This window comes from Streptococcus sp. oral taxon 431, assembly GCF_023110115.1.
In the GTDB taxonomy this organism is placed as follows: domain Bacteria; phylum Bacillota; class Bacilli; order Lactobacillales; family Streptococcaceae; genus Streptococcus.
The window spans coordinates 1-20,093 of sequence record NZ_JALDVP010000004.1 but is presented as its reverse complement, the minus strand read 5'-3'; the positions used below and the strand labels follow the sequence as shown (position 1 = coordinate 20,093).

Below are 20,093 nucleotides of genomic sequence, written 5' to 3'. Positions count from 1 at the left end.
TCTCTTCTATTTTGTTTTTAAATAGGAGTTGAAATGAATTTTTGCTTCTATTTAAATACAAAAAAGGAGTTTGAATCATGAATCTTTTGATTATGGGTTTACCTGGTGCAGGTAAAGGGACACAAGCAGCGAAAATTGTTGAACAGTTTCACGTTGCCCACATCTCAACAGGGGACATGTTCCGTGCAGCAATGGCTAACCAAACTGAAATGGGTGTACTAGCTAAGTCATATATTGACAAAGGCGAATTGGTTCCAGATGAAGTAACAAATGGAATTGTTAAAGAACGTCTTTCTCAAGATGATATTAAAGAAACTGGTTTCTTGTTGGATGGATACCCACGTACAATTGAGCAAGCTCATGCCTTAGATAAAACATTGGCTGAACTTGGAATTAAACTTGAAGGTGTTATCAACATCGAAGTAGATCCATCTTGCCTACTTGAACGTTTGAGTGGTCGTATCATTCATCGTGAAACTGGCGAAACTTTCCATAAAGTATTCAACCCACCAGTTGATTACAAAGAGGAAGATTACTACCAACGTGAAGATGATAAACCTGAGACAGTAAAACGTCGTTTGGATGTCAATATTGCTCAAGGTGAACCAATCATTGCTCACTATCGTGCTAAAGGTCTAGTACATGATATCGAAGGCAACCAAGATATCAATGATGTCTTTAAAGATATCGAAAAGGTATTGACAAATTTGGAATAAAAGCGTTTTTCAGACTTGCAAAATGTCTTGACAAATGTTATACTGAGTTAGTCTGACTTATAATTGTTGTCTCTGTGTCTAGAGGCATCAAATCGAAATTTAGGGAGGTACTTTTGCGTGGCAAAAGACGATGTGATTGAAGTTGAAGGCAAAGTAGTCGATACGATGCCGAATGCAATGTTTACGGTTGAACTTGAAAATGGACATCAGATTTTAGCAACAGTTTCTGGTAAAATTCGTAAAAACTATATTCGTATTTTAGCGGGAGATCGTGTTACTGTTGAAATGAGTCCATATGACTTGACACGTGGACGTATCACTTACCGCTTTAAATAATCGAAAAACTTGGAGGGATAAGAAATGAAAGTAAGACCATCGGTCAAACCAATTTGCGAATACTGTAAAGTAATTCGTCGTAATGGTCGTGTTATGGTAATTTGCCCAGCAAATCCAAAACACAAACAACGTCAAGGATAAGATAGAAAGGAGAAAACATGGCTCGTATTGCTGGAGTTGATATTCCAAATGACAAACGCGTAGTTATCTCATTGACTTATGTCTATGGTATCGGACTTGCAACATCTCAAAAGATTTTGGCAGCTGCTGGAGTTTCAGAAGATATTCGTGTTCGTGACCTTACATCAGATCAAGAAGATGCTATCCGTCGTGAAGTGGATGCAATTAAAGTTGAAGGTGACCTTCGTCGTGAAGTGAACTTGAACATCAAACGTTTGATGGAAATCGGTTCATACCGTGGTATCCGTCACCGTCGTGGACTTCCTGTCCGTGGACAAAATACTAAAAACAACGCTCGCACTCGTAAAGGTAAAGCTGTTGCGATTGCTGGTAAGAAAAAATAATATAGGAGGTAAAAGTCTTGGCTAAACCAACACGTAAACGTCGTGTGAAAAAGAATATCGAATCTGGTATTGCTCATATTCACGCTACATTTAATAACACTATTGTTATGATTACTGATGTGCATGGTAATGCAATCGCTTGGTCATCAGCTGGTGCTCTTGGTTTCAAAGGTTCTCGTAAATCTACACCATTTGCTGCTCAAATGGCTTCAGAAGCTGCTGCTAAATCTGCACAAGAACACGGTCTTAAATCAGTTGAAGTTACTGTAAAAGGTCCAGGTTCTGGTCGTGAGTCAGCTATTCGTGCTCTTGCTGCCGCTGGTCTTGAAGTAACAGCAATTCGTGATGTGACTCCAGTGCCACACAATGGTGCTCGTCCTCCAAAACGTCGCCGTGTATAATCATTACCTTTACACTGCTTTTCGTTTAAGAGGGAGTAACTAAATGATCGAGTTTGAAAAACCAAATATAACAAAAATTGATGAAAATAAAGATTATGGCAAGTTTGTAATCGAACCACTAGAACGTGGATACGGTACAACACTTGGTAACTCTCTTCGTCGTGTACTTCTTGCTTCTCTTCCAGGAGCAGCTGTTACATCTATCGATATCGATGGAGTATTACATGAATTTGATACAATTCCTGGTGTTCGCGAAGACGTGATGCAAATCATTCTGAACATTAAAGGTATTGCAGTTAAATCATATGTAAAAGACGAAAAGACTATTGAACTTGATGTTGAAGGTCCTGCTGAAGTGACAGCCGGAGATATTTTAACTGATAGTGATATTGAAATCGTAAATCCAGATCATTATCTTTTTACAATCGGAGAAGGTGCTTCATTTAAAGCAACTATGACTGTAAACACTGGTCGTGGTTATGTACCTGCAGATGAAAATAAAAAAGATAATGCCCCAGTTGGAACACTTGCTGTAGATTCTATTTATACACCAGTTACAAAAGTTAACTATCAAGTTGAACCTGCTCGTGTAGGAAGCAATGATGGTTTCGACAAATTAACCCTTGAAATCTTGACAAATGGAACTATTATTCCAGAAGATGCTTTAGGGCTTTCAGCACGTATTTTGACAGAACATCTTGATTTGTTTACAAATCTTACAGAGATTGCTAAATCTGCAGAAGTGATGAAAGAAGCTGATACTGAATCGGACGACCGTATTTTGGAACGTACGATTGAGGAACTTGACTTGTCTGTACGCTCATATAACTGTTTGAAACGTGCTGGTATCAATACTGTGCATGATTTGACAGAAAAATCTGAAGCAGAGATGATGAAAGTAAGAAATCTTGGACGCAAGAGTTTGGAAGAAGTGAAACTCAAACTCATTGATTTGGGTCTTGGATTAAAAGATAAATAAAGGAGGAATACATGGCTTACCGTAAACTAGGACGCACTAGCTCACAACGTAAAGCAATGCTTCGCGATTTGACAACTGACCTTTTGATCAACGAATCAATCGTGACAACTGAAGCTCGTGCTAAAGAAATCCGTAAAACTGTTGAAAAAATGATTACTCTAGGTAAACGTGGTGATTTGCATGCACGTCGTCAAGCTGCTGCTTTCGTGCGTAATGAAATCGCATCTGAAAACTATGATGAAGCAACTGATAAGTACACTTCTACTACAGCACTTCAAAAATTGTTCTCAGAAATCGCACCTCGTTACGCAGAACGTAACGGTGGATACACTCGTATCCTTAAAACTGAACCACGTCGTGGTGATGCAGCGCCAATGGCGATCATCGAATTAGTATAGAATCATCAATTTTGTTGAGTGTTATGATGATGGAGCCCTGTGCTCTTAGTCTAGCTCTGGTCTACCGCTAGGACTTTTGTCCTAGCGGGAACACTCATCATAAGATGGTAGGGTAGACGCTTGTTTACGAAATTGTTTTTCTTTTAAGAACAATTTCGTAAGCAGGCGTTTTTTAGTTTTTTTGAAGTAAATGTGCTATACTGAGAAAAAAGAAAAATATAGATATGGTTATTTTTCTATGATTTCAAAGATGGAGGACCAATATGAAAGCTATTATAACTGTTGTTGGAAAAGATAAGGGTGGTATTGTTGCAGGTGTTGCGACTAAGATTGCTGAATTAGGATTAAATATTGATGATATTTCACAAACTGTCTTGGATGAGTTCTTCACCATGATGGCTGTAGTATCCAGTGATGAAAAACATGATTTTACTCAACTAAGAAATGAGTTTGAAGCCTTTGGCCAGACCTTGAATGTCAAAATCAATATTCAGAGCGCGGCTATTTTCGATGCTATGTATAATATCTAGGAGGTGCTTATGGATATTAGACAAGTTACCGAAACTATTGCAATGATTGAAGAGCAGAATTTTGATATTCGTACCATTACCATGGGGATTTCTCTACTTGATTGTATTGATCCAGATATTGATAAGGCTGCAGATAAAATATATGAAAAAGTTACGACTAAGGCGGCAAATTTAGTGGCTGTCGGTGATGAAATTGCTGCTGAGTTAGGTATACCTATTGTCAATAAACGTGTATCAGTAACACCGATTTCTCTAATTGGTGCTGCTACAAATGCAAGGGACTATGTACCGTTAGCCAAAGCTTTAGATAGAGCAGCAAAAGAAATTGGTGTCGATTTTATTGGTGGCTTTTCTGCCTTAGTTCAAAAAGGCTACCAAAAAGGAGATGAAATACTCATCAATTCGATTCCACGTGCTTTAGCTGAAACTGATAAAGTTTGCTCTTCAGTAAATATTGGTTCAACCAAGTCAGGAATCAACATGACTGCTGTAGCTGATATGGGTCGAATTATCAAGGAGACAGCTGAGCTTTCAGATATGGGGGCTGCAAAACTTGTCGTTTTTGCCAATGCAGTTGAGGACAATCCTTTTATGGCCGGAGCTTTTCATGGTGTTGGTGAAGCTGATGTTATTATCAACGTAGGTGTTTCAGGGCCTGGTGTAGTCAAACGTGCCCTAGAAAAAGTTCGAGGCCAAAGCTTTGATGTAGTTGCTGAAACTGTTAAAAAGACAGCCTTCAAGATTACTCGGATTGGTCAATTAGTTGGCCAGATGGCTAGTGAAAGACTAGGTGTTGATTTTGGGATTGTTGATTTGAGTTTAGCACCTACTCCTGCAGTGGGGGATTCTGTAGCTCGGGTTTTGGAAGAAATGGGACTGGAAACAGTTGGGACTCATGGGACGACTGCCGCTTTAGCTCTTTTAAATGACCAAGTAAAAAAAGGCGGAGTAATGGCTTGCAACCAAGTCGGTGGTCTGTCAGGTGCTTTCATCCCAGTTTCAGAAGATGAGGGTATGATAGCAGCAGTGCAAAATGGTTCCCTAAATCTTGAGAAATTAGAAGCCATGACTGCTATCTGTTCAGTTGGATTGGATATGATTGCCATTCCAGAAGATACCCCGGCAGAAACGATTGCGGCTATGATTGCGGATGAGGCAGCAATTGGTGTTATTAATATGAAAACCACAGCTGTCCGTATCATTCCAAAGGGTAAAGAAGGCGATATGATTGAGTTTGGTGGCTTGCTAGGAACTGCCCCAGTTATGAAAGTCAATGGAGCTTCTTCGGCTGATTTCATTGCTCGTGGAGGACAGATTCCAGCTCCAATTCATAGTTTTAAAAATTAATAAAAAAATAAAATGATTTAAGTTCAATTTAAGGATAGGTGTGTATACTCTAATCATTAAATAAAGACCTCCTAACTTTATTTAATAGAAATCCTAAACTTTTTCATAATAATCTCCTACAAAAGTCGCTCGTAAGAGTGGCTTTTGTTTTGTATTCTTTAAAAAACTAGTAAAATTTCATTGATTCTGGTCAAATTTTTTAAGAATGGCTACTTTTTTCGAAGTCAAACCAGCCTAAAACCTTGCCATGATTGGTTTTTTGAAAAATTATGGTATAATAGTAGTAGTTTTATTAGATGGAGTAGAATTTTTGAGAAAAAGCTTTCGTGTAAAAAAAGAGAAAGATTTCGACGCCATATTTAAAAAGGGAACAAGTGTAGCTAATCGAAAATTTGTTATTTATCGATTAGAAAACAATGAAACACATTTTCGAGTAGGTTTATCAGTCAGTAAAAAATTAGGAAATGCTGTGACAAGAAACCAAATCAAGAGAAGAATCCGGCATGTTCTCATTCAAAATAGTAATCAACTTGTTGATAATGTCGATTTTGTTGTGATTGCTCGAAAAGGCGTTGAACTACTAGAATATGCAGAAATTGAAAAAAACTTACTTCATGTTTTGAGATTAGCAAAGATTTACCAGGAAGGAAATAAGAGTGAAGAAGAAATTACAATTGACTAGTTTGTTAGGTTTGTCCTTATTGGTAATGACTGCTTGTGCAACTAGTGAAGTGTCTGCAGATTCTGCAGACTTTTGGAGTAAGCTTGTTTATTTTTTTGCTGAAACTATTCGATTTTTGTCATTTGATGTCAGCATTGGTTTAGGGATTATTCTGTTCACAGTCTTGATTAGAACAATACTGTTACCAGTCTTTCAAACACAAATGGTGGCTTCCAGAAAAATGCAAGAGGCGCAACCTCTTATCAAAGAATTGCGCGAACGTTATCCAGGTCGCGATATGGAAAGTCGTACTAAGCTAGATCAGGAAACACGTAAATTATTTAAAGAATTAGGCATTAAGCAATCTGCATCCTTCTGGCCACTTTTGATTCAAATGCCAATTCTATTGGCTCTTTTCCAAGCTTTATCAAACGTAGATTTTTTGAAGACAGGCCACTTCTTATGGTTCAATCTAGGTGGAGCTGATGGCACTTTCGTACTACCTATTTTAGCTGCCCTATTCACCTTCCTCAGTAGCTGGCTTTCAAATAAAGCTTTGCCTGAGAAAAATGGTGCAATGACAGGTATGATGTATGGGATGCCTGTTATAATCTTCTTTTTTGCAATATCTGCTCCAAGTGGGGTCGCTCTTTACTGGGCGGTTTCAAATGCTTATCAAGTATTGCAAACTTACCTTTTGAACAACCCCTTCAAAATCATTGCAGAGCGTGAAGCTGATGTGCAAGCTAAGAAGGATTTAGAAGTTAAGAAAAGAAAAGCTCTAAAGAAAGCACAGAAAAAGAAAAAGTAAGGAGAAATCTGATAATGGTATTATTTACAGGTTCAACAGTTGAAGAAGCAATCCAAAAGGGATTGAATGAATTAAATATTCCGAGAATGAAAGCTCATATCAAAGTTGTTTCGAGAGAGAAAAAGGGATTTTTTGGACTTTTTGGTACAAAACCAGCTCAAGTTGATATCGAAGCAATCAGTGAAACAACTGTTGTAAAAGCAAATCAGCAGGCGATCAAGGGTGTTCCAAAAGAAATTAATGATCAAAATGATCCAGTTAAAACAGTTAGCGAAGCGACCGTTGATTTGGGACATGTAGTTGCAGCTATCAAGAAAATTGAAGAAGAAGGCCAAGAAATTTCTGAAGAAGTCAAGGCTGAAATTCTTAAGAATGATAAAGAAGCCAGCACGATTTTAGAAGAAACAGGCCATATTGAAGTTTTAAAAGAATTGCAACCTGAAGAAACTCAAGATGAAGTTGAGCCTGAAAAAGGCAGCGACTTAGAAAATCTTGGTTTGAAAGTCGAGCCAACATACAACACCGAAAAGGTTGTTGAAGAAGTAACCAATTATGTTCAAGCAATCATCGATGATATGGATGTTGAGGGAACTATTTCTAGCACCTCTAACCGTCGCTCTATCAACATGCAAATCGATACAAATGAGCCAGGTCGTATCATTGGTTACCATGGTAAGGTTTTGAAATCTCTTCAACTTTTGGCACAAAATTACCTCTACAATCGTTATTCAAAAACTTTCTACATTACTATCAACGTGAATGATTATGTAGAACATCGTGCAGAAGTGTTACAGAGTTATGCTCAAAAATTAGCTACACGTGTCTTGGAAGAAGGCCGTAGTCAGATGACAGATCCAATGTCAAGCAGCGAGCGTAAAATTATCCATCGTATCATCTCACGAATGGAAGGTGTTACTAGCTACTCTGAAGGTGACGAACCAAATCGTTACGTTGTTGTTGACACAGAATAAAAAATGAAAAATCAGGGGAAACCTGATTTTTTTCTAACTGAAGAAGGAATAAAATGAAAGAAATCAAGGACTATCTTGCTTATCAAGGGGAACAGTACCGGAATCCTGAAAAAGCAGGAGCTGAAAAGGATAAAATGCTAGACCTGCGTCAAAAAGGGCAGGAAGCGCGAAAGGCATTTACTCACCTAGCGAAATGTTTTCAAGCTAGGCATTCCGATTGGAATTTACACCCAACCAGTCAATGGATGAATCAAGCGCAGAGATTACGACCACATTTCTGGGTATATTTACAGAGAGAGGGGCATGTAACAGAGCCCATGATGGCTCTTCGTTTGTATGGAAATCAGAATAATTGGGGAATCTCTATAGAAGTCAGCTTTGTAGAGAGAAAGAAAGATGAGACTACCTTGTCAAAACAGGCTAAAATATTGGATATCCCAGTGGTTGATGGAATCTATTATTGGGTTCAGAAAAACGATGAAAGCTATAGAGTACAAGCTACTGAGGAGAATAGGCAACTTTTAAGACAACAATTATCCAATCAGGAGATTCGTAAGGTTTTAGTAAAAGTTGATATTCCAGTAGCCGATGAAGATACTATAGATAAGCTTCTAGATAAACTTGATAGAGGTTTTGAAAAACTATCACCTTACTATCAAGTGACTAGAGATTAGTATAATCGGCTGAGTCATTTTATAGTAAATTGTTTTATTGCTATTCTATCTGTTTTTTCATATAATAGTAGAATAGGATATGTGATAAACTTATCACCTTAAATAGAAAGGAAATTCTATGTCAAATCTATCTGTTAATGCTATTCGTTTCTTGGGTATTGACGCTATTAATAAAGCGAATTCAGGTCACCCAGGGGTGGTAATGGGTGCAGCACCGATGGCTTACAGCCTTTTCACTAAAGAACTTCGTATCAATCCAGTTCAACCAAACTGGATCAACCGCGACCGTTTTATTCTTTCAGCGGGTCACGGATCAATGCTTCTCTATGCCCTTCTTCACCTTTCTGGATTTGAAGATGTGAGCATGGATGAAGTGAAGAGCTTCCGTCAATGGGGTTCTAAAACTCCAGGTCACCCAGAATTTGGTCATACAGCAGGGGTTGATGCAACAACAGGTCCTCTAGGACAAGGGATTGCAACTGCGACAGGTTTTGCACAAGCAGAACGTTTCCTTGCAGCCAAGTATAACCGCGAAGGTTATAACATCTTTGATCACTACACATATGTTATCTGTGGAGATGGTGACTTGATGGAAGGTGTATCAAGTGAAGCTGCTTCTTATGCAGGTTTGCAGAAACTTGACAAATTGGTTGTTCTCTATGATTCAAATGATATCAACTTGGACGGTGAGACAAAAGATTCATTCACAGAGAGTGTTCGCGATCGTTACAATGCTTACGGTTGGCATACAGCCTTGGTTGAAGATGGGACAGACTTAGAAGCTATTCAAGCAGCTATTGAAGAAGCTAAGGTTTCAGGGAAACCATCTTTGATTGAAGTAAAAACTGTTATTGGTTATGGTTCCCCAAACAAACAAGGAACTAATGCCGTACATGGTGCTCCTCTTGGTGCAGACGAAACGGCTGCAACTCGTCAAGCCCTTGGTTGGGACTACGAACCATTTGAAATCCCAGCAGAAGTTTATGCTGATTTCAAAGAAAATGTTGCGGACCGAGGTGCATCAGCATATGAAGCATGGACAAAACTAGTTGCAGATTATAAAGAAGCTTACCCAGAGCTTGTTGCAGAAGTGGAAGCCATTATCGACGGACGCGATCCAGTTGAATTGACTCCAGAAGACTTCCCAGCTTTAGAAAATGGCTTCTCTCAAGCAACTCGTAATTCTAGCCAAGATGCTTTGAATGTTATAGCAGAAAAAATGCCAAACTTTTTAGGTGGTTCTGCCGATCTTGCTCATTCAAATATGACTTACATCAAAACGGACGGACTTCAGGACGATGCCAATCGCTTGAACCGTAATATCCAATTTGGTGTTCGTGAATTTGCAATGGGTACAGTTTTGAACGGAATGGCTCTTCACGGTGGACTTCGAGTTTACGGTGGAACTTTCTTCGTATTCTCAGACTATCTTAAAGCAGCAGTTCGTTTGTCAGCCTTACAAGGTCTTCCTGTAACCTATGTCTTTACTCACGATTCAATCGCAGTTGGTGAAGATGGACCAACTCATGAACCGATTGAGCACTTGGCAGGACTTCGCGCGATTCCAAACCTTAATGTTTTCCGTCCAGCAGATGCGCGTGAAACTCAAGCAGCTTGGTATCTTGCAGTGAATAGTGAGAAAACACCAACTGCCCTCGTCTTGACTCGTCAAAACTTGACTGTTGAGGAAGGGACAAACTTTGATAAGGTTGCGAAAGGTGCTTATGTTGTCTATGAAAATGCTACAGACTTTGACACGATTTTGATTGCAACAGGTTCAGAGGTTAATCTAGCTGTTGCAGCTGCTAAAGAATTGGCAAGTCAAGGTGGAAAAGTTCGCGTAGTCAGCATGCCATCTACGGATGTCTTTGATGCACAAGATGCCGCATACAAAGAAGAAATCCTACCAAATGCAGTTCGTCGCCGTGTGGCGGTTGAAATGGGAGCGACTCAAAACTGGTACAAATACGTTGGTCTTGATGGAGCAGTTCTCGGTATTGATACTTTTGGAGCATCTGCCCCAGCTTCAAAAGTGTTGGCAGAGTATGGATTTACAGTTGAAAACTTAGTGGAAATCGTAAACAACTTGAAATAAGAAAAATCAGAGCTTTGCTCTGGTTTTTTATTGATCTAAAACTAAGGTGCAATCTTGTAAAAAATAGTGAAATTTGATATAGTAGTCCTATGTAAAATACAAAGGAGAAAATACTATGGAAAATATTAGTCCAAATTTAACATTTGTGATCATGCTTGTAGGAATGTTTGCCTTGATGTTCTTTATGCAACGTTCTCAAAAGAAACAAGCGCAAAAGCGTATGGAGAGTCTCAATAAACTTCAAAAAGGCTATGAAGTCATTACTATCGGTGGTTTATACGGTACAGTTGATGAAGTTGATACCGAAAACAGAACGATCGTACTTGATGTAGACGGAGTTTACTTGACTTTTGAACTTGGAGCTATCAAATCTGTCTTGCCACTTAAAGAGGCTGTTACATCAGAAGGTACAGTTGTCGATGGTGAAAGCGCGATTGAAGAATAAAACGGGGTGGATCTCATACCCCTTTTTCTATGAAGATGAGGAACAATAATGAAGAAAGTTGTTTTTGTATGTCTTGGTAATATTTGCCGTAGTCCTATGGCAGAATTTGTTATGAAATCTTTAACCGATGATTATGAGATTGAAAGTAGAGCAACTTCTTCTTGGGAACATGGCAACCCAATTCACAAAGGAACTCAGAAAATTTTTAAAGCTCACGAGATTCCTTACGATTCATCAAAAACATCACAGCAAATTTCTAAGGATGATTTTGAATATTTTGATTATGTCATTGGAATGGACGAGTCCAATCTTCTAGATTTGACTCGGATGTGTCCTCAAGACCAACAACACAAGCTAGAGGCATTTGCTTCTGAGGGTGTTCCTGATCCATGGTATACAGGTGATTTTGATGAAACTTACGATCGAGTTTTAACTGGTTGCCAAGCTTGGCTAACACGTTTAGAAAATGAGGCAAAAAATGGATAATTTAAAGAAATTCTATGATAAGTACAGTGTCTATATAACGCGTCCTCGTTTGGAAATTGCAACAGTAGTAGTCATAGCTCTTTGTGCTATATTTGTATTTGTAGGGAATATGCCTAAGCAAGGAGTTTTGAAACTGGATGGCGATTCACTTGTATATGATGGAAGTATTGTACGTGGAAAGATGAATGGCAAAGGCACAATGACCTTCTCAAATGGCGACACTTATACTGGTGAATTTAAAAATGGAGCATTTAATGGTAAAGGGACCTACCAAGCTAAAGAAGGCTGGGTTTATGAAGGTGACTTTGTTAATGGCCAAGCTGAAGGAAAAGGAAAACTGACTACAGAGCAAGAAGTTGTCTATGAAGGTGACTTTAAACAAGGGCTCTTCCAACAAGCACAATAACCTCCTCTTAGAGGGGGTTATATACCGCACTCATAGAAAGCGCTTACATGGAAATTGAGACACCTTTCAATGCCTTTTTACAATGAAGTTTGTGAAAAATAAAAGTTTTATGGGATTATTCACAAAGTATAAGCTAAAAAGCGTATGGGTAGGGCTGTGCAAAATTATTTTCACAAGCGAATAAAAAAAGTTTGTGAAATTTCTATGAAACTGTTTACAAATCTTGAAAAAAGAGTTATAATAAGATTGTGAAAAAATTAACAAAGGACTTACAATCCTTGAAAGCTATGGAGGAAAATATGGCTGATAAAAAAACTGTAACACCAGAGGAAAAGAAACTCGCTGCTGAAAAGCATGTTGATGGTTTGGTGCAAAAAGCTTTGGTTGCCCTTGAAGAAATGCGTAAACTTGACCAAGATCAAGTCGATTATATCGTAGCAAAAGCTTCAGTTGCAGCACTTGATGCTCACGGAGAATTGGCTTTACATGCCTTTGAAGAAACAGGACGTGGAGTATTTGAAGATAAAGCGACTAAGAACTTGTTTGCCTGTGAGCACGTAGTAAACAACATGCGCCACACTAAAACAGTTGGTGTTATTGAAGAAGACGATGTGACAGGATTGACTCTTATCGCTGAACCAGTTGGTGTTGTTTGTGGTATCACTCCAACAACTAACCCAACTTCAACAGCAATCTTTAAAGCTTTGATTTCATTGAAGACTCGTAATCCTATTGTCTTTGCATTCCACCCATCAGCTCAAGAATCATCAGCTCACGCTGCTCAAATCGTGCGTGATGCAGCGATTAAAGCAGGAGCTCCTGAAAACTGTGTACAGTGGATTACTGAACCATCTATGGAAGCAACTAGCGCATTGATGAACCACGAAGGTATTGCAACAATCCTTGCAACAGGTGGAAATGCCATGGTTAAAGCTGCATACTCATGTGGTAAACCAGCTCTTGGGGTAGGTGCCGGAAACGTTCCAGCTTATGTTGAAAAATCAGCCAACATTCGCCAAGCTGCTCACGATATCGTAATGTCTAAATCATTTGATAATGGTATGGTCTGTGCATCTGAACAAGCGGTTATTATTGATAAAGAAATTTATGATGAATTTGTAGCAGAGTTCAAATCTTACCACACTTACTTTGTAAACAAAAAAGAAAAAGCTCTTCTTGAAGAGTTCTGCTTCGGCGTGAAAGCAAACAGCAAAAACTGTGCTGGTGCAAAATTGAACGCTGACATCGTTGGGAAACCAGCAACTTGGATCGCAGAACAAGCAGGATTTACTGTTCCAGAAGGAACAAACATTCTTGCTGCAGAATGTAAAGAAGTTGGCGAAAACGAGCCGTTGACTCGTGAAAAATTGTCACCAGTTATCGCAGTTTTGAAATCTGAAAGTCGCGAAGATGGTATTTCTAAAGCTCGTCAAATGGTTGAATTTAACGGTCTTGGACACTCAGCTGCCATCCATACTGCTGATGAAGAACTGACTAAAGAATTTGGTAAAGCTGTTAAAGCTATTCGTGTTATCTGTAACTCACCTTCTACTTTCGGTGGTATCGGGGATGTTTATAATGCCTTCTTGCCATCATTGACACTCGGATGTGGTTCTTACGGACGTAACTCAGTTGGGGATAACGTTAGCGCCATTAACCTCTTGAATATCAAAAAAGTCGGAAGACGGAGAAATAACATGCAATGGATGAAACTTCCTTCAAAAACATACTTTGAACGTGATTCAATTCAATACCTTCAAAAATGTCGTGACGTTGAGCGTGTCATGATCGTTACTGACCACGCTATGGTAGAGCTTGGCTTCCTTGATCGTATCATCGAACAACTTGACCTTCGTCGCAATAAGGTTGTTTACCAAATCTTTGCAGATGTAGAACCAGATCCAGATATCACTACAGTTGAACGTGGTACTGAGATTATGCGTTCCTTCAAACCAGATACAATCATTGCTCTTGGTGGTGGATCACCAATGGACGCTGCTAAAGTAATGTGGCTCTTCTACGAGCAACCAGAAGTGGACTTCCGTGACCTTGTACAAAAATTCATGGATATCCGTAAACGTGCCTTCAAATTCCCATTGCTTGGTAAGAAGACTAAATTCATCGCGATCCCAACTACATCTGGTACAGGATCTGAAGTAACTCCATTTGCCGTTATCTCTGATAAAGCAAACAACCGTAAATACCCAATCGCTGACTACTCATTGACACCAACCGTGGCAATCGTAGACCCTGCCTTGGTATTGACAGTTCCTGGATTTGTTGCCGCTGATACTGGTATGGACGTATTGACTCACGCAACTGAAGCTTACGTATCACAAATGGCTAGCGACTACACTGATGGACTTGCTCTTCAAGCGATCAAACTCGTATTTGAAAACCTTGAAAGCTCAGTTAAGAATGCAGACTTCCACTCACGTGAGAAAATGCATAACGCTTCAACTATTGCTGGTATGGCCTTTGCTAATGCCTTCCTAGGTATTTCTCACTCAATGGCTCACAAGATTGGTGCACAATTCCACACAGTTCACGGACGTACAAATGCAATCTTGCTTCCATACGTTATCCGTTACAATGGTACACGCCCAGCTAAGACAGCTACATGGCCTAAGTACAACTACTACCGTGCAGATGAGAAATATCAAGATATCGCTCGTATGCTTGGACTTCCAGCTTCTACTCCAGAAGAAGGAGTTGCATCTTATGCTAAAGCTGTTTACGAACTCGGTGAGCGCGTAGGTATCGAAATGAACTTCAAAGCACAAGGTGTTGACGAGAAAGAATGGAAAGAACATTCACGTGAATTGGCCTTCCTTGCTTATGAAGATCAATGTTCGCCTGCAAACCCACGTCTTCCAATGGTTGACCATATGCAAGAAATCATCGAAGATGCTTACTATGGTTACAAAGAAAGACCAGGACGTCTTAAATAATTGGTTACCAGTCAGAGACAGGAGGTATCCTGTCTCTTTTTATAGTTTTTCAAAATAGAAGAGGTTAAAAGTTTAACAAAAAAGTTTAGTAAATAACTATAAAGATGCATGTTGATAGACTTTTGACAAAGGGAATCTATATAAAATTGTGTATCTAGAAAGTAGAAAACTGAAGTGAAAATCAACGTCAGCGCTTGCAATAAAACTAAAATAGTTATATAATAGGTTTGTTGAAAGGTGATTTGTAGTGATTCAAGTTACTCTTTTCACAATAAAATTTTCATGATTTTCATAAGGAGGAAATCACTAATGGTAGTTAAAGTTGGTATTAACGGTTTCGGTCGTATCGGTCGTCTTGCTTTCCGTCGTATCCAAAACGTAGAAGGTGTTGAAGTTACTCGCATCAACGACCTTACAGATCCAGTTATGCTTGCACACTTGTTGAAATATGACACAACTCAAGGTCGTTTCGACGGAACTGTGGAAGTTAAAGAAGGTGGATTCGAAGTTAACGGTAAATTCGTTAAAGTTTCTGCTGAACGTGATCCAGAACAAATCGACTGGGCTAACGACGGTGTAGAAATCGTTCTTGAAGCGACTGGTTTCTTTGCTAAGAAAGAAGCTGCTGAAAAACACTTGCATGCAGGTGGCGCTAAGAAAGTTGTTATCACTGCTCCTGGTGGAAATGACGTTAAAACAGTTGTATTTAACACTAACCACGACGTTCTTGATGGTACTGAAACAGTTATCTCAGGTGCTTCATGTACTACAAACTGCTTGGCTCCAATGGCTAAAGCTCTTCAAGATAACTTCGGTGTTGTAGAAGGATTGATGACTACTATCCACGCTTACACTGGTGACCAAATGATCCTTGACGGACCACACCGTGGTGGTGACCTTCGTCGTGCTCGCGCTGGTGCTGCAAACATCGTTCCTAACTCAACTGGTGCTGCTAAAGCTATCGGTCTTGTAATTCCAGAATTGAATGGTAAACTTGACGGATCTGCACAACGCGTTCCAACTCCAACTGGATCAGTTACTGAATTGGTAGCTGTTCTTGAAAAGAACGTTACTGTTGATGAAGTGAACGCAGCTATGAAAGCAGCTTCAAACGAATCATACGGTTACACAGAAGATCCAATCGTATCTTCAGATATCGTAGGTATGTCATACGGTTCATTGTTTGACGCAACTCAAACTAAAGTTCTTGACGTTGACGGTAAACAATTGGTTAAAGTTGTATCATGGTACGACAACGAAATGTCATACACTGCACAACTTGTACGTACTCTTGAATACTTCGCAAAAATTGCTAAATAATTTCTGAGTCGAAAAAGCAAGACCAATCGGTCTTGCTTTTTGTATCTATAAAAATGGATGATAAAATCATCCATTTTGTTTTAATTCTCTTTCAAATGTATCTGAGAGTGCAGTAAAGCTTAATTTATTTAAAGTCAGAGGGTGGATAAAGGATAGTTTAAATGCGTGAAGCATCAGTCTCTTGCTTTTTGAGTGTGGGTTGTAGAGAGGGTCCCCGAGGATTGGATGTCCGTGGCGAGATAGGTGGACTCGAATCTGATGAGTACGTCCTGTTTTTAATCTACACCGAACGAGACTGGTTTTGTTTTGAAACAGCTTTAATCGAGTTACATGAGTTTCGGCGTATTGACCATTTTTTTGATCCACAATTCTTTTTCTACGATCGTGACGATTGCGACCGATTTTATCTCGGAAGATCAAGTCCTTAGCCTCTAATCTTCCATCAACCAGAGCCCAGTATTCTCGAGAAATCTCTTTTTTCTCTAATAAGCGATTAAGGATAGGAAGAATGAATGGATTCTTAGCAAACAATACGAGACCACTTGTTTCCATATCCAAGCGATGAACAACATAGCAGGTTTGGCCGACATAGGCGCTGACATGATTGAGAAGAGCTATCTCGTCTGGCTGATTACCATGTGTCTTCATACCCTCAGGTTTATTGACGATAATTAAATGTTGGTCTTGATAGACTTCTTCGACAAGTTTGGGATTTCCCCAGAGAATTTTTTTTGTAGGATAATCTTCCTCGTCGAAAATCAATTGGCACTCATCTCCAGCCTTGACCGTTTGATGCCAGTGGACTTCTTCTTGATTAATGAGGATGTGTTTCTTGATTCTCAAAAAGTGCCTTATTTTTCTAGGTATTAACAGCTGTTCTTCTAGAAAATGTTTGACAGTCATTTCGGGTAGAGAGTTGGGGATCGTAAAGGTAAATTTCATACTGATATTGTAACAAAAATCAATTTATTTGGACAGGGGAACTAGCAAAATTCTTGTCTTCCTATGGGGAAGATGATAAAATATACGCATGAAATTAGATACCTTATTTGAAAAATTTCTTTCTTTATTTAAAAAAGAAGAATCTGAAATTGAAAAAACAGAAATGAATGGAACTGAACAAGAAGAAAGTGTGTCGAGCAATTTACGGCGTTCAAGAGCAGGACGAAAGAAAGCGGGGGCAATTGGCCCTGTTCGAAAATTTTGGCGTCGCTATCATCTGACAAAAATCTTTTTGATTCTTGGGCTTAGTGCTAGCTTGTTTGTTGGGGTCTATTTGTTTGCTCTAGCAAAATCGACAAATGTTACCGACCTACAAAACGCTTTAAAAACTCGTACTCTGATTTTTGACAGAGAGGAAAAAGAAGCAGGCGCTTTGTCAGGTCAAAAAGGCACCTATGTCGAACTTTCGGACATCAGTGAAGACTTACAAAATGCCGTCATTGCTACAGAAGATAGAAGTTTCTATAAGAACGATGGTATTAACTATGCTCGTTTTTTCCTAGCGATAGTGACGGCTGGACGCTCGGGTGGTGGTTCTACAATTACTCAGCAGTTGGCGAAGAATGCCTATCTTTCTCAAGATCAGACTGTACAGAGAAAGGCGAAAGAATTCTTTTTAGCTTTGGAGCTAACAAAAAAATATAGCAAGAAAGAAATTCTGACTATGTACTTGAACAATGCCTACTTCGGAAATGGAGTTTGGGGTGTTGAAGATGCAAGTAAAAAATATTTTGGGGTTTCAGCCTCTCAACTGACACTTGATGAAGCTGCAACTTTAGCTGGAATGCTCAAAGGACCAGAATTGTATAACCCTTTGAATTCTATTGAAGATTCTACTAATCGTAGAGACACCGTTCTCCAAAACATGGTCGCTGCTGGCTATATTGATAAAGACAAAGAAGCGGAAGCTTCGGGTGTTGATATGGCCTCTCAACTGCAAGATGCTTATGAAGGTAAAGTTTCAGACTACCGATATCCATCCTATTTTGATGCTGTTGTTAATGAAGCAATTGAAAAGTATAATTTAACTGAAGAAGAAATTGTGAACAACGGCTATCGTATATATACGGAATTAGATCAGAATTACCAGGCTAATATGCAGGTCATTTATGAAAACACAGCTCTCTTTCCAACCGCAGAAGATGGAACTCATGCTGAGTCGGGCAGTGTTGCTCTAGAACCAAAAACAGGAGGAGTTCGAGGAGTTGTTGGTCGTGTAGCAGGAGATGATAAAGCTGGTTTCCGAAATTTCAACTATGCAACTCAATCAAAAAGAAGCCCAGGTTCAACTATTAAGCCCTTAGTTGTCTATACCCCAGCAGTCGAAGCTGGTTGGCCTCTAAATAAAGAGTTGGACAATCATACTATGGAGTATGGTGATTACAAGGTAGATAACTACGCAGGAATTAAAACATCTCCAGAAGTTCCAATGTACCAGGCTTTAGCTGAATCCCTAAACCTTCCTGCAGTAGCCACGGTTAAGGAACTTGGTATTGACAAGGCTTTTGAATCAGGCGAAAGATTCGGGCTTAACTTAACCAATGTAGATCGTGTGTTGGGTGTTGCACTGGGCGGTGGTGTGGAAACTAGTCCACTGCAAATGGCGCAAGCTTATGCAGCATTTGCGAACGAAGGTTTGATGCCTGAAGCACATTTCATTACACGTATTGAAAATGCAAGTGGTCAAGTCATTGCTACCCATAAGAATTCTCAAAAACGAGTGATAGATAAATCCGTAGTGGATAAAATGACTAGCATGATGCTAGGGACATTCACAAACGGTACAGGGATAAGTTCATCACCAGATGGTTATGTTATGGCCGGAAAAACAGGTACAACAGAAGCAGCCTTCAACCCGGTGTATACGAGTGACCAGTGGGTTATCGGCTATACGCCAGATGTAGTCATTAGTCACTGGCTTGGTTTCCCGACAACCGATGAAAATCATTATCTAGCAGGTTCGACATCAAATGGCGCCGCTCATATTTTTAGAAGTATGGCAGAAACAATTCTTCCTTATACACCAGGAAGCACATTTACAGTTGAAAATGCCTATAAAATAAATGGGATTGCTCCTGAAAATGTTCCGAATCAGTCAACTGACAATGGTGGTGGGCAGTCAAATGACTCTATAAATGATATCCAAAGTAGAGCTCAGAACCTTATTGATGAGGCAGAAAAAGCTATTTCAGATGCAAAAATTAAAGAAAAGGCAAAAACCGTCTGGGATACAATTGTAGATTTGTTCCAATAAATTGTTTAAAAGACAAGAGCATAACTCTTGTCTCTTTTTATATCCTAAAAAGTCTAAAAAGATATCCCAACGAAATATCAAACATTCAAAAAAATAAAATCAGACAAGATAAATAACAAAATAGAAGAAATGTCATAATTCGTCCCTACCTCTGCTATACTAATGGCAGAAAAGGAGAACAACTATGTTAGACATGAATTACCACGAAGTAAAAGCTATTGTACATAAGTGTAGAAAAGAATACTACCTTCATTTATGGGAAAAAGAAGATTGGGATCAAGAGGGAATGATTTGCCTACATGAATTATTAGAAAATCACCCTGATTTTAAGGAAAATAAAAATAAGGAATTTTATACCTACTTCAAAACAAAGTTTCGAAATCGAATTTTGGATGCAGTCAGGAAACAAGAAAGTTACAAAAGAAGATTGGATCGACAAGCTTATGAAGAAGTGAGCGAGATTAGCCATCGATTAGGCGAAGGGGGATTGTTGATAGATGAGTCTTACGCATTACAAGAAGTGCTTAAAGAGTATCGGGCAGGATTAGGGAAAGAAAAATTGGAGTTATTTGAACGACTGTTAGCTGATGAGCGATTCAAAGGAAGAAAAGCAATGTTAAAAGAACTAAAGCATGTGCTAAGAGATTTTTCTCCAAAAAGATAAAAAAATAAACCCAATATCTTGACAAGATTCTAAAAGTGGGTATAATAGAAAGAGTTGAAAAAGCTCAGGTCCGTTGGTCAAGGGGTTAAGACACCGCCTTTTCACGGCGGTAACACGGGTTC

Annotated in this window: 22 protein-coding genes; 21 read left to right on the top strand and 1 reads right to left on the bottom strand. The window is 39.1% G+C overall.

The window, feature by feature from the left end; all coding sequences use genetic code 11:
• Positions 1-77 precede the first annotated feature (77 nt).
• From M1F91_RS06245 to gap, 19 genes are all read left to right on the top strand, one after another.
• Complete coding sequence (locus M1F91_RS06245; RefSeq protein WP_247913031.1) at positions 78-716, top strand: adenylate kinase; 639 nt, start codon at positions 78-80, stop codon at positions 714-716.
• A 117-nt stretch (positions 717-833) separates the two neighbouring features.
• On the top strand, positions 834-1,052 hold the full coding sequence (gene infA / locus M1F91_RS06240) for a translation initiation factor IF-1 (RefSeq protein ID WP_001029883.1): 219 nt from the start codon (positions 834-836) through the stop codon (positions 1,050-1,052).
• Positions 1,053-1,076: 24 nt separating this feature from the next.
• Positions 1,077-1,193 carry a 50S ribosomal protein L36 gene (gene rpmJ / locus M1F91_RS06235; RefSeq protein ID WP_001808836.1) on the top strand — a complete coding sequence of 39 codons (117 nt, stop codon included), beginning with the start codon at positions 1,077-1,079 and terminating at the stop codon, positions 1,191-1,193.
• 17 nt (positions 1,194-1,210) lie between these two features.
• Positions 1,211-1,576, top strand: a complete 366-nt coding sequence (rpsM, locus tag M1F91_RS06230; protein WP_004251117.1) for a 30S ribosomal protein S13 — start codon at positions 1,211-1,213, stop codon at positions 1,574-1,576.
• Between the two features lie 17 nt (positions 1,577-1,593).
• Positions 1,594-1,977 (top strand): 30S ribosomal protein S11, encoded by a 384-nt coding sequence (gene rpsK, locus M1F91_RS06225; RefSeq protein WP_001118385.1) that lies wholly within the window; start codon positions 1,594-1,596, stop codon positions 1,975-1,977.
• A gap of 43 nt (positions 1,978-2,020) precedes the next feature.
• Positions 2,021-2,956, top strand: a complete 936-nt coding sequence (locus M1F91_RS06220) for a DNA-directed RNA polymerase subunit alpha (RefSeq protein ID WP_004251121.1) — start codon at positions 2,021-2,023, stop codon at positions 2,954-2,956.
• Between the two features lie 11 nt (positions 2,957-2,967).
• Positions 2,968-3,354, top strand: a complete 387-nt coding sequence (gene rplQ / locus M1F91_RS06215) for a 50S ribosomal protein L17 (RefSeq protein WP_000331493.1) — start codon at positions 2,968-2,970, stop codon at positions 3,352-3,354.
• Between the two features lie 263 nt (positions 3,355-3,617).
• On the top strand, positions 3,618-3,884 hold the full coding sequence (locus M1F91_RS06210; RefSeq protein ID WP_006149010.1) for an ACT domain-containing protein: 267 nt from the start codon (positions 3,618-3,620) through the stop codon (positions 3,882-3,884).
• A gap of 9 nt (positions 3,885-3,893) precedes the next feature.
• Positions 3,894-5,231, top strand: a complete 1,338-nt coding sequence (locus tag M1F91_RS06205; RefSeq protein WP_036756204.1) for a PFL family protein — start codon at positions 3,894-3,896, stop codon at positions 5,229-5,231.
• A gap of 310 nt (positions 5,232-5,541) precedes the next feature.
• A complete protein-coding gene (gene rnpA, locus M1F91_RS06200; protein WP_247913100.1) occupies positions 5,542-5,913 on the top strand; it encodes a ribonuclease P protein component in 372 nt (123 codons plus the stop codon).
• Positions 5,888-6,703, top strand: a complete 816-nt coding sequence (locus tag M1F91_RS06195; protein ID WP_247913030.1) for a YidC/Oxa1 family membrane protein insertase — start codon at positions 5,888-5,890, stop codon at positions 6,701-6,703. The genes rnpA and M1F91_RS06195 overlap by 26 nt, the downstream gene beginning before the upstream one ends.
• A gap of 14 nt (positions 6,704-6,717) precedes the next feature.
• Entirely contained in the window at positions 6,718-7,674 is a 957-nt protein-coding gene (gene jag, locus M1F91_RS06190) for an RNA-binding cell elongation regulator Jag/EloR (RefSeq protein WP_247913029.1), read from the top strand.
• Positions 7,675-7,727: 53 nt separating this feature from the next.
• Positions 7,728-8,348: a ribonuclease P gene (locus tag M1F91_RS06185; protein WP_247913028.1), complete on the top strand. Its 621-nt coding sequence runs from the start codon at positions 7,728-7,730 to the stop codon at positions 8,346-8,348.
• 118 nt (positions 8,349-8,466) lie between these two features.
• A complete protein-coding gene (gene tkt / locus M1F91_RS06180; RefSeq protein WP_247913027.1) occupies positions 8,467-10,443 on the top strand; it encodes a transketolase in 1,977 nt (658 codons plus the stop codon).
• A 124-nt stretch (positions 10,444-10,567) separates the two neighbouring features.
• Complete coding sequence (gene yajC / locus M1F91_RS06175) at positions 10,568-10,888, top strand: preprotein translocase subunit YajC (protein WP_247913099.1); 321 nt, start codon at positions 10,568-10,570, stop codon at positions 10,886-10,888.
• 48 nt (positions 10,889-10,936) lie between these two features.
• Positions 10,937-11,374, top strand: a complete 438-nt coding sequence (locus tag M1F91_RS06170; RefSeq protein ID WP_006153398.1) for a low molecular weight protein-tyrosine-phosphatase — start codon at positions 10,937-10,939, stop codon at positions 11,372-11,374.
• A complete protein-coding gene (locus M1F91_RS06165) occupies positions 11,367-11,780 on the top strand; it encodes an MORN repeat-containing protein (protein ID WP_024056349.1) in 414 nt (137 codons plus the stop codon). The genes M1F91_RS06170 and M1F91_RS06165 overlap by 8 nt, the downstream gene beginning before the upstream one ends.
• Positions 11,781-12,079: 299 nt before the next feature.
• Positions 12,080-14,731: a bifunctional acetaldehyde-CoA/alcohol dehydrogenase gene (gene adhE / locus M1F91_RS06160; protein WP_247913026.1), complete on the top strand. Its 2,652-nt coding sequence runs from the start codon at positions 12,080-12,082 to the stop codon at positions 14,729-14,731.
• Between the two features lie 309 nt (positions 14,732-15,040).
• Positions 15,041-16,051 (top strand): type I glyceraldehyde-3-phosphate dehydrogenase, encoded by a 1,011-nt coding sequence (gap, locus tag M1F91_RS06155; protein WP_004251141.1) that lies wholly within the window; start codon positions 15,041-15,043, stop codon positions 16,049-16,051.
• Between the two features lie 66 nt (positions 16,052-16,117).
• Here the strand turns inward: gap and M1F91_RS06150 are convergent, their stop codons facing one another.
• The gene (locus M1F91_RS06150) at positions 16,118-16,993 is read right to left on the bottom strand and encodes an RluA family pseudouridine synthase (RefSeq protein ID WP_348982808.1); all 876 of its coding nucleotides are present in this window, start codon (positions 16,991-16,993) and stop codon (positions 16,118-16,120) included.
• Positions 16,994-17,081: 88 nt separating this feature from the next.
• Here M1F91_RS06150 and pbp2a point away from each other — a divergent pair, with 88 nt between their 5' ends.
• Both pbp2a and M1F91_RS06140 read left to right on the top strand, forming a co-directional pair.
• A complete protein-coding gene (pbp2a, locus tag M1F91_RS06145; protein ID WP_247913025.1) occupies positions 17,082-19,307 on the top strand; it encodes a penicillin-binding protein PBP2A in 2,226 nt (741 codons plus the stop codon).
• Between the two features lie 184 nt (positions 19,308-19,491).
• Positions 19,492-19,971, top strand: a complete 480-nt coding sequence (locus M1F91_RS06140) for a sigma factor (RefSeq protein WP_036756170.1) — start codon at positions 19,492-19,494, stop codon at positions 19,969-19,971.
• The last annotated feature ends 122 nt before the right edge of the window (positions 19,972-20,093 follow it).

What these genes read in the sequence shown, in the direction of transcription:
- M1F91_RS06185 (WP_247913028.1), top strand. Translation starts at nt 7,728, where the DNA reads ATGAAAGAAATCAAGGACTATCTTGCTTATCAAGGGGAACAGTACCGG.
- M1F91_RS06150 (WP_348982808.1), bottom strand. Translation starts at nt 16,993, where the DNA reads ATGAAATTTACCTTTACGATCCCCAACTCTCTACCCGAAATGACTGTC.
- M1F91_RS06245 (WP_247913031.1), top strand. Translation starts at nt 78, where the DNA reads ATGAATCTTTTGATTATGGGTTTACCTGGTGCAGGTAAAGGGACACAA.
- M1F91_RS06140 (WP_036756170.1), top strand. Translation starts at nt 19,492, where the DNA reads ATGTTAGACATGAATTACCACGAAGTAAAAGCTATTGTACATAAGTGT.
- adhE (WP_247913026.1), top strand. Translation starts at nt 12,080, where the DNA reads ATGGCTGATAAAAAAACTGTAACACCAGAGGAAAAGAAACTCGCTGCT.
- rplQ (WP_000331493.1), top strand. Translation starts at nt 2,968, where the DNA reads ATGGCTTACCGTAAACTAGGACGCACTAGCTCACAACGTAAAGCAATG.
- pbp2a (WP_247913025.1), top strand. Translation starts at nt 17,082, where the DNA reads ATGAAATTAGATACCTTATTTGAAAAATTTCTTTCTTTATTTAAAAAA.
- M1F91_RS06165 (WP_024056349.1), top strand. Translation starts at nt 11,367, where the DNA reads ATGGATAATTTAAAGAAATTCTATGATAAGTACAGTGTCTATATAACG.
- jag (WP_247913029.1), top strand. Translation starts at nt 6,718, where the DNA reads ATGGTATTATTTACAGGTTCAACAGTTGAAGAAGCAATCCAAAAGGGA.
- M1F91_RS06210 (WP_006149010.1), top strand. Translation starts at nt 3,618, where the DNA reads ATGAAAGCTATTATAACTGTTGTTGGAAAAGATAAGGGTGGTATTGTT.
- tkt (WP_247913027.1), top strand. Translation starts at nt 8,467, where the DNA reads ATGTCAAATCTATCTGTTAATGCTATTCGTTTCTTGGGTATTGACGCT.
- rpmJ (WP_001808836.1), top strand. Translation starts at nt 1,077, where the DNA reads ATGAAAGTAAGACCATCGGTCAAACCAATTTGCGAATACTGTAAAGTA.
- rpsM (WP_004251117.1), top strand. Translation starts at nt 1,211, where the DNA reads ATGGCTCGTATTGCTGGAGTTGATATTCCAAATGACAAACGCGTAGTT.
- M1F91_RS06220 (WP_004251121.1), top strand. Translation starts at nt 2,021, where the DNA reads ATGATCGAGTTTGAAAAACCAAATATAACAAAAATTGATGAAAATAAA.
- M1F91_RS06205 (WP_036756204.1), top strand. Translation starts at nt 3,894, where the DNA reads ATGGATATTAGACAAGTTACCGAAACTATTGCAATGATTGAAGAGCAG.
- M1F91_RS06170 (WP_006153398.1), top strand. Translation starts at nt 10,937, where the DNA reads ATGAAGAAAGTTGTTTTTGTATGTCTTGGTAATATTTGCCGTAGTCCT.
- gap (WP_004251141.1), top strand. Translation starts at nt 15,041, where the DNA reads ATGGTAGTTAAAGTTGGTATTAACGGTTTCGGTCGTATCGGTCGTCTT.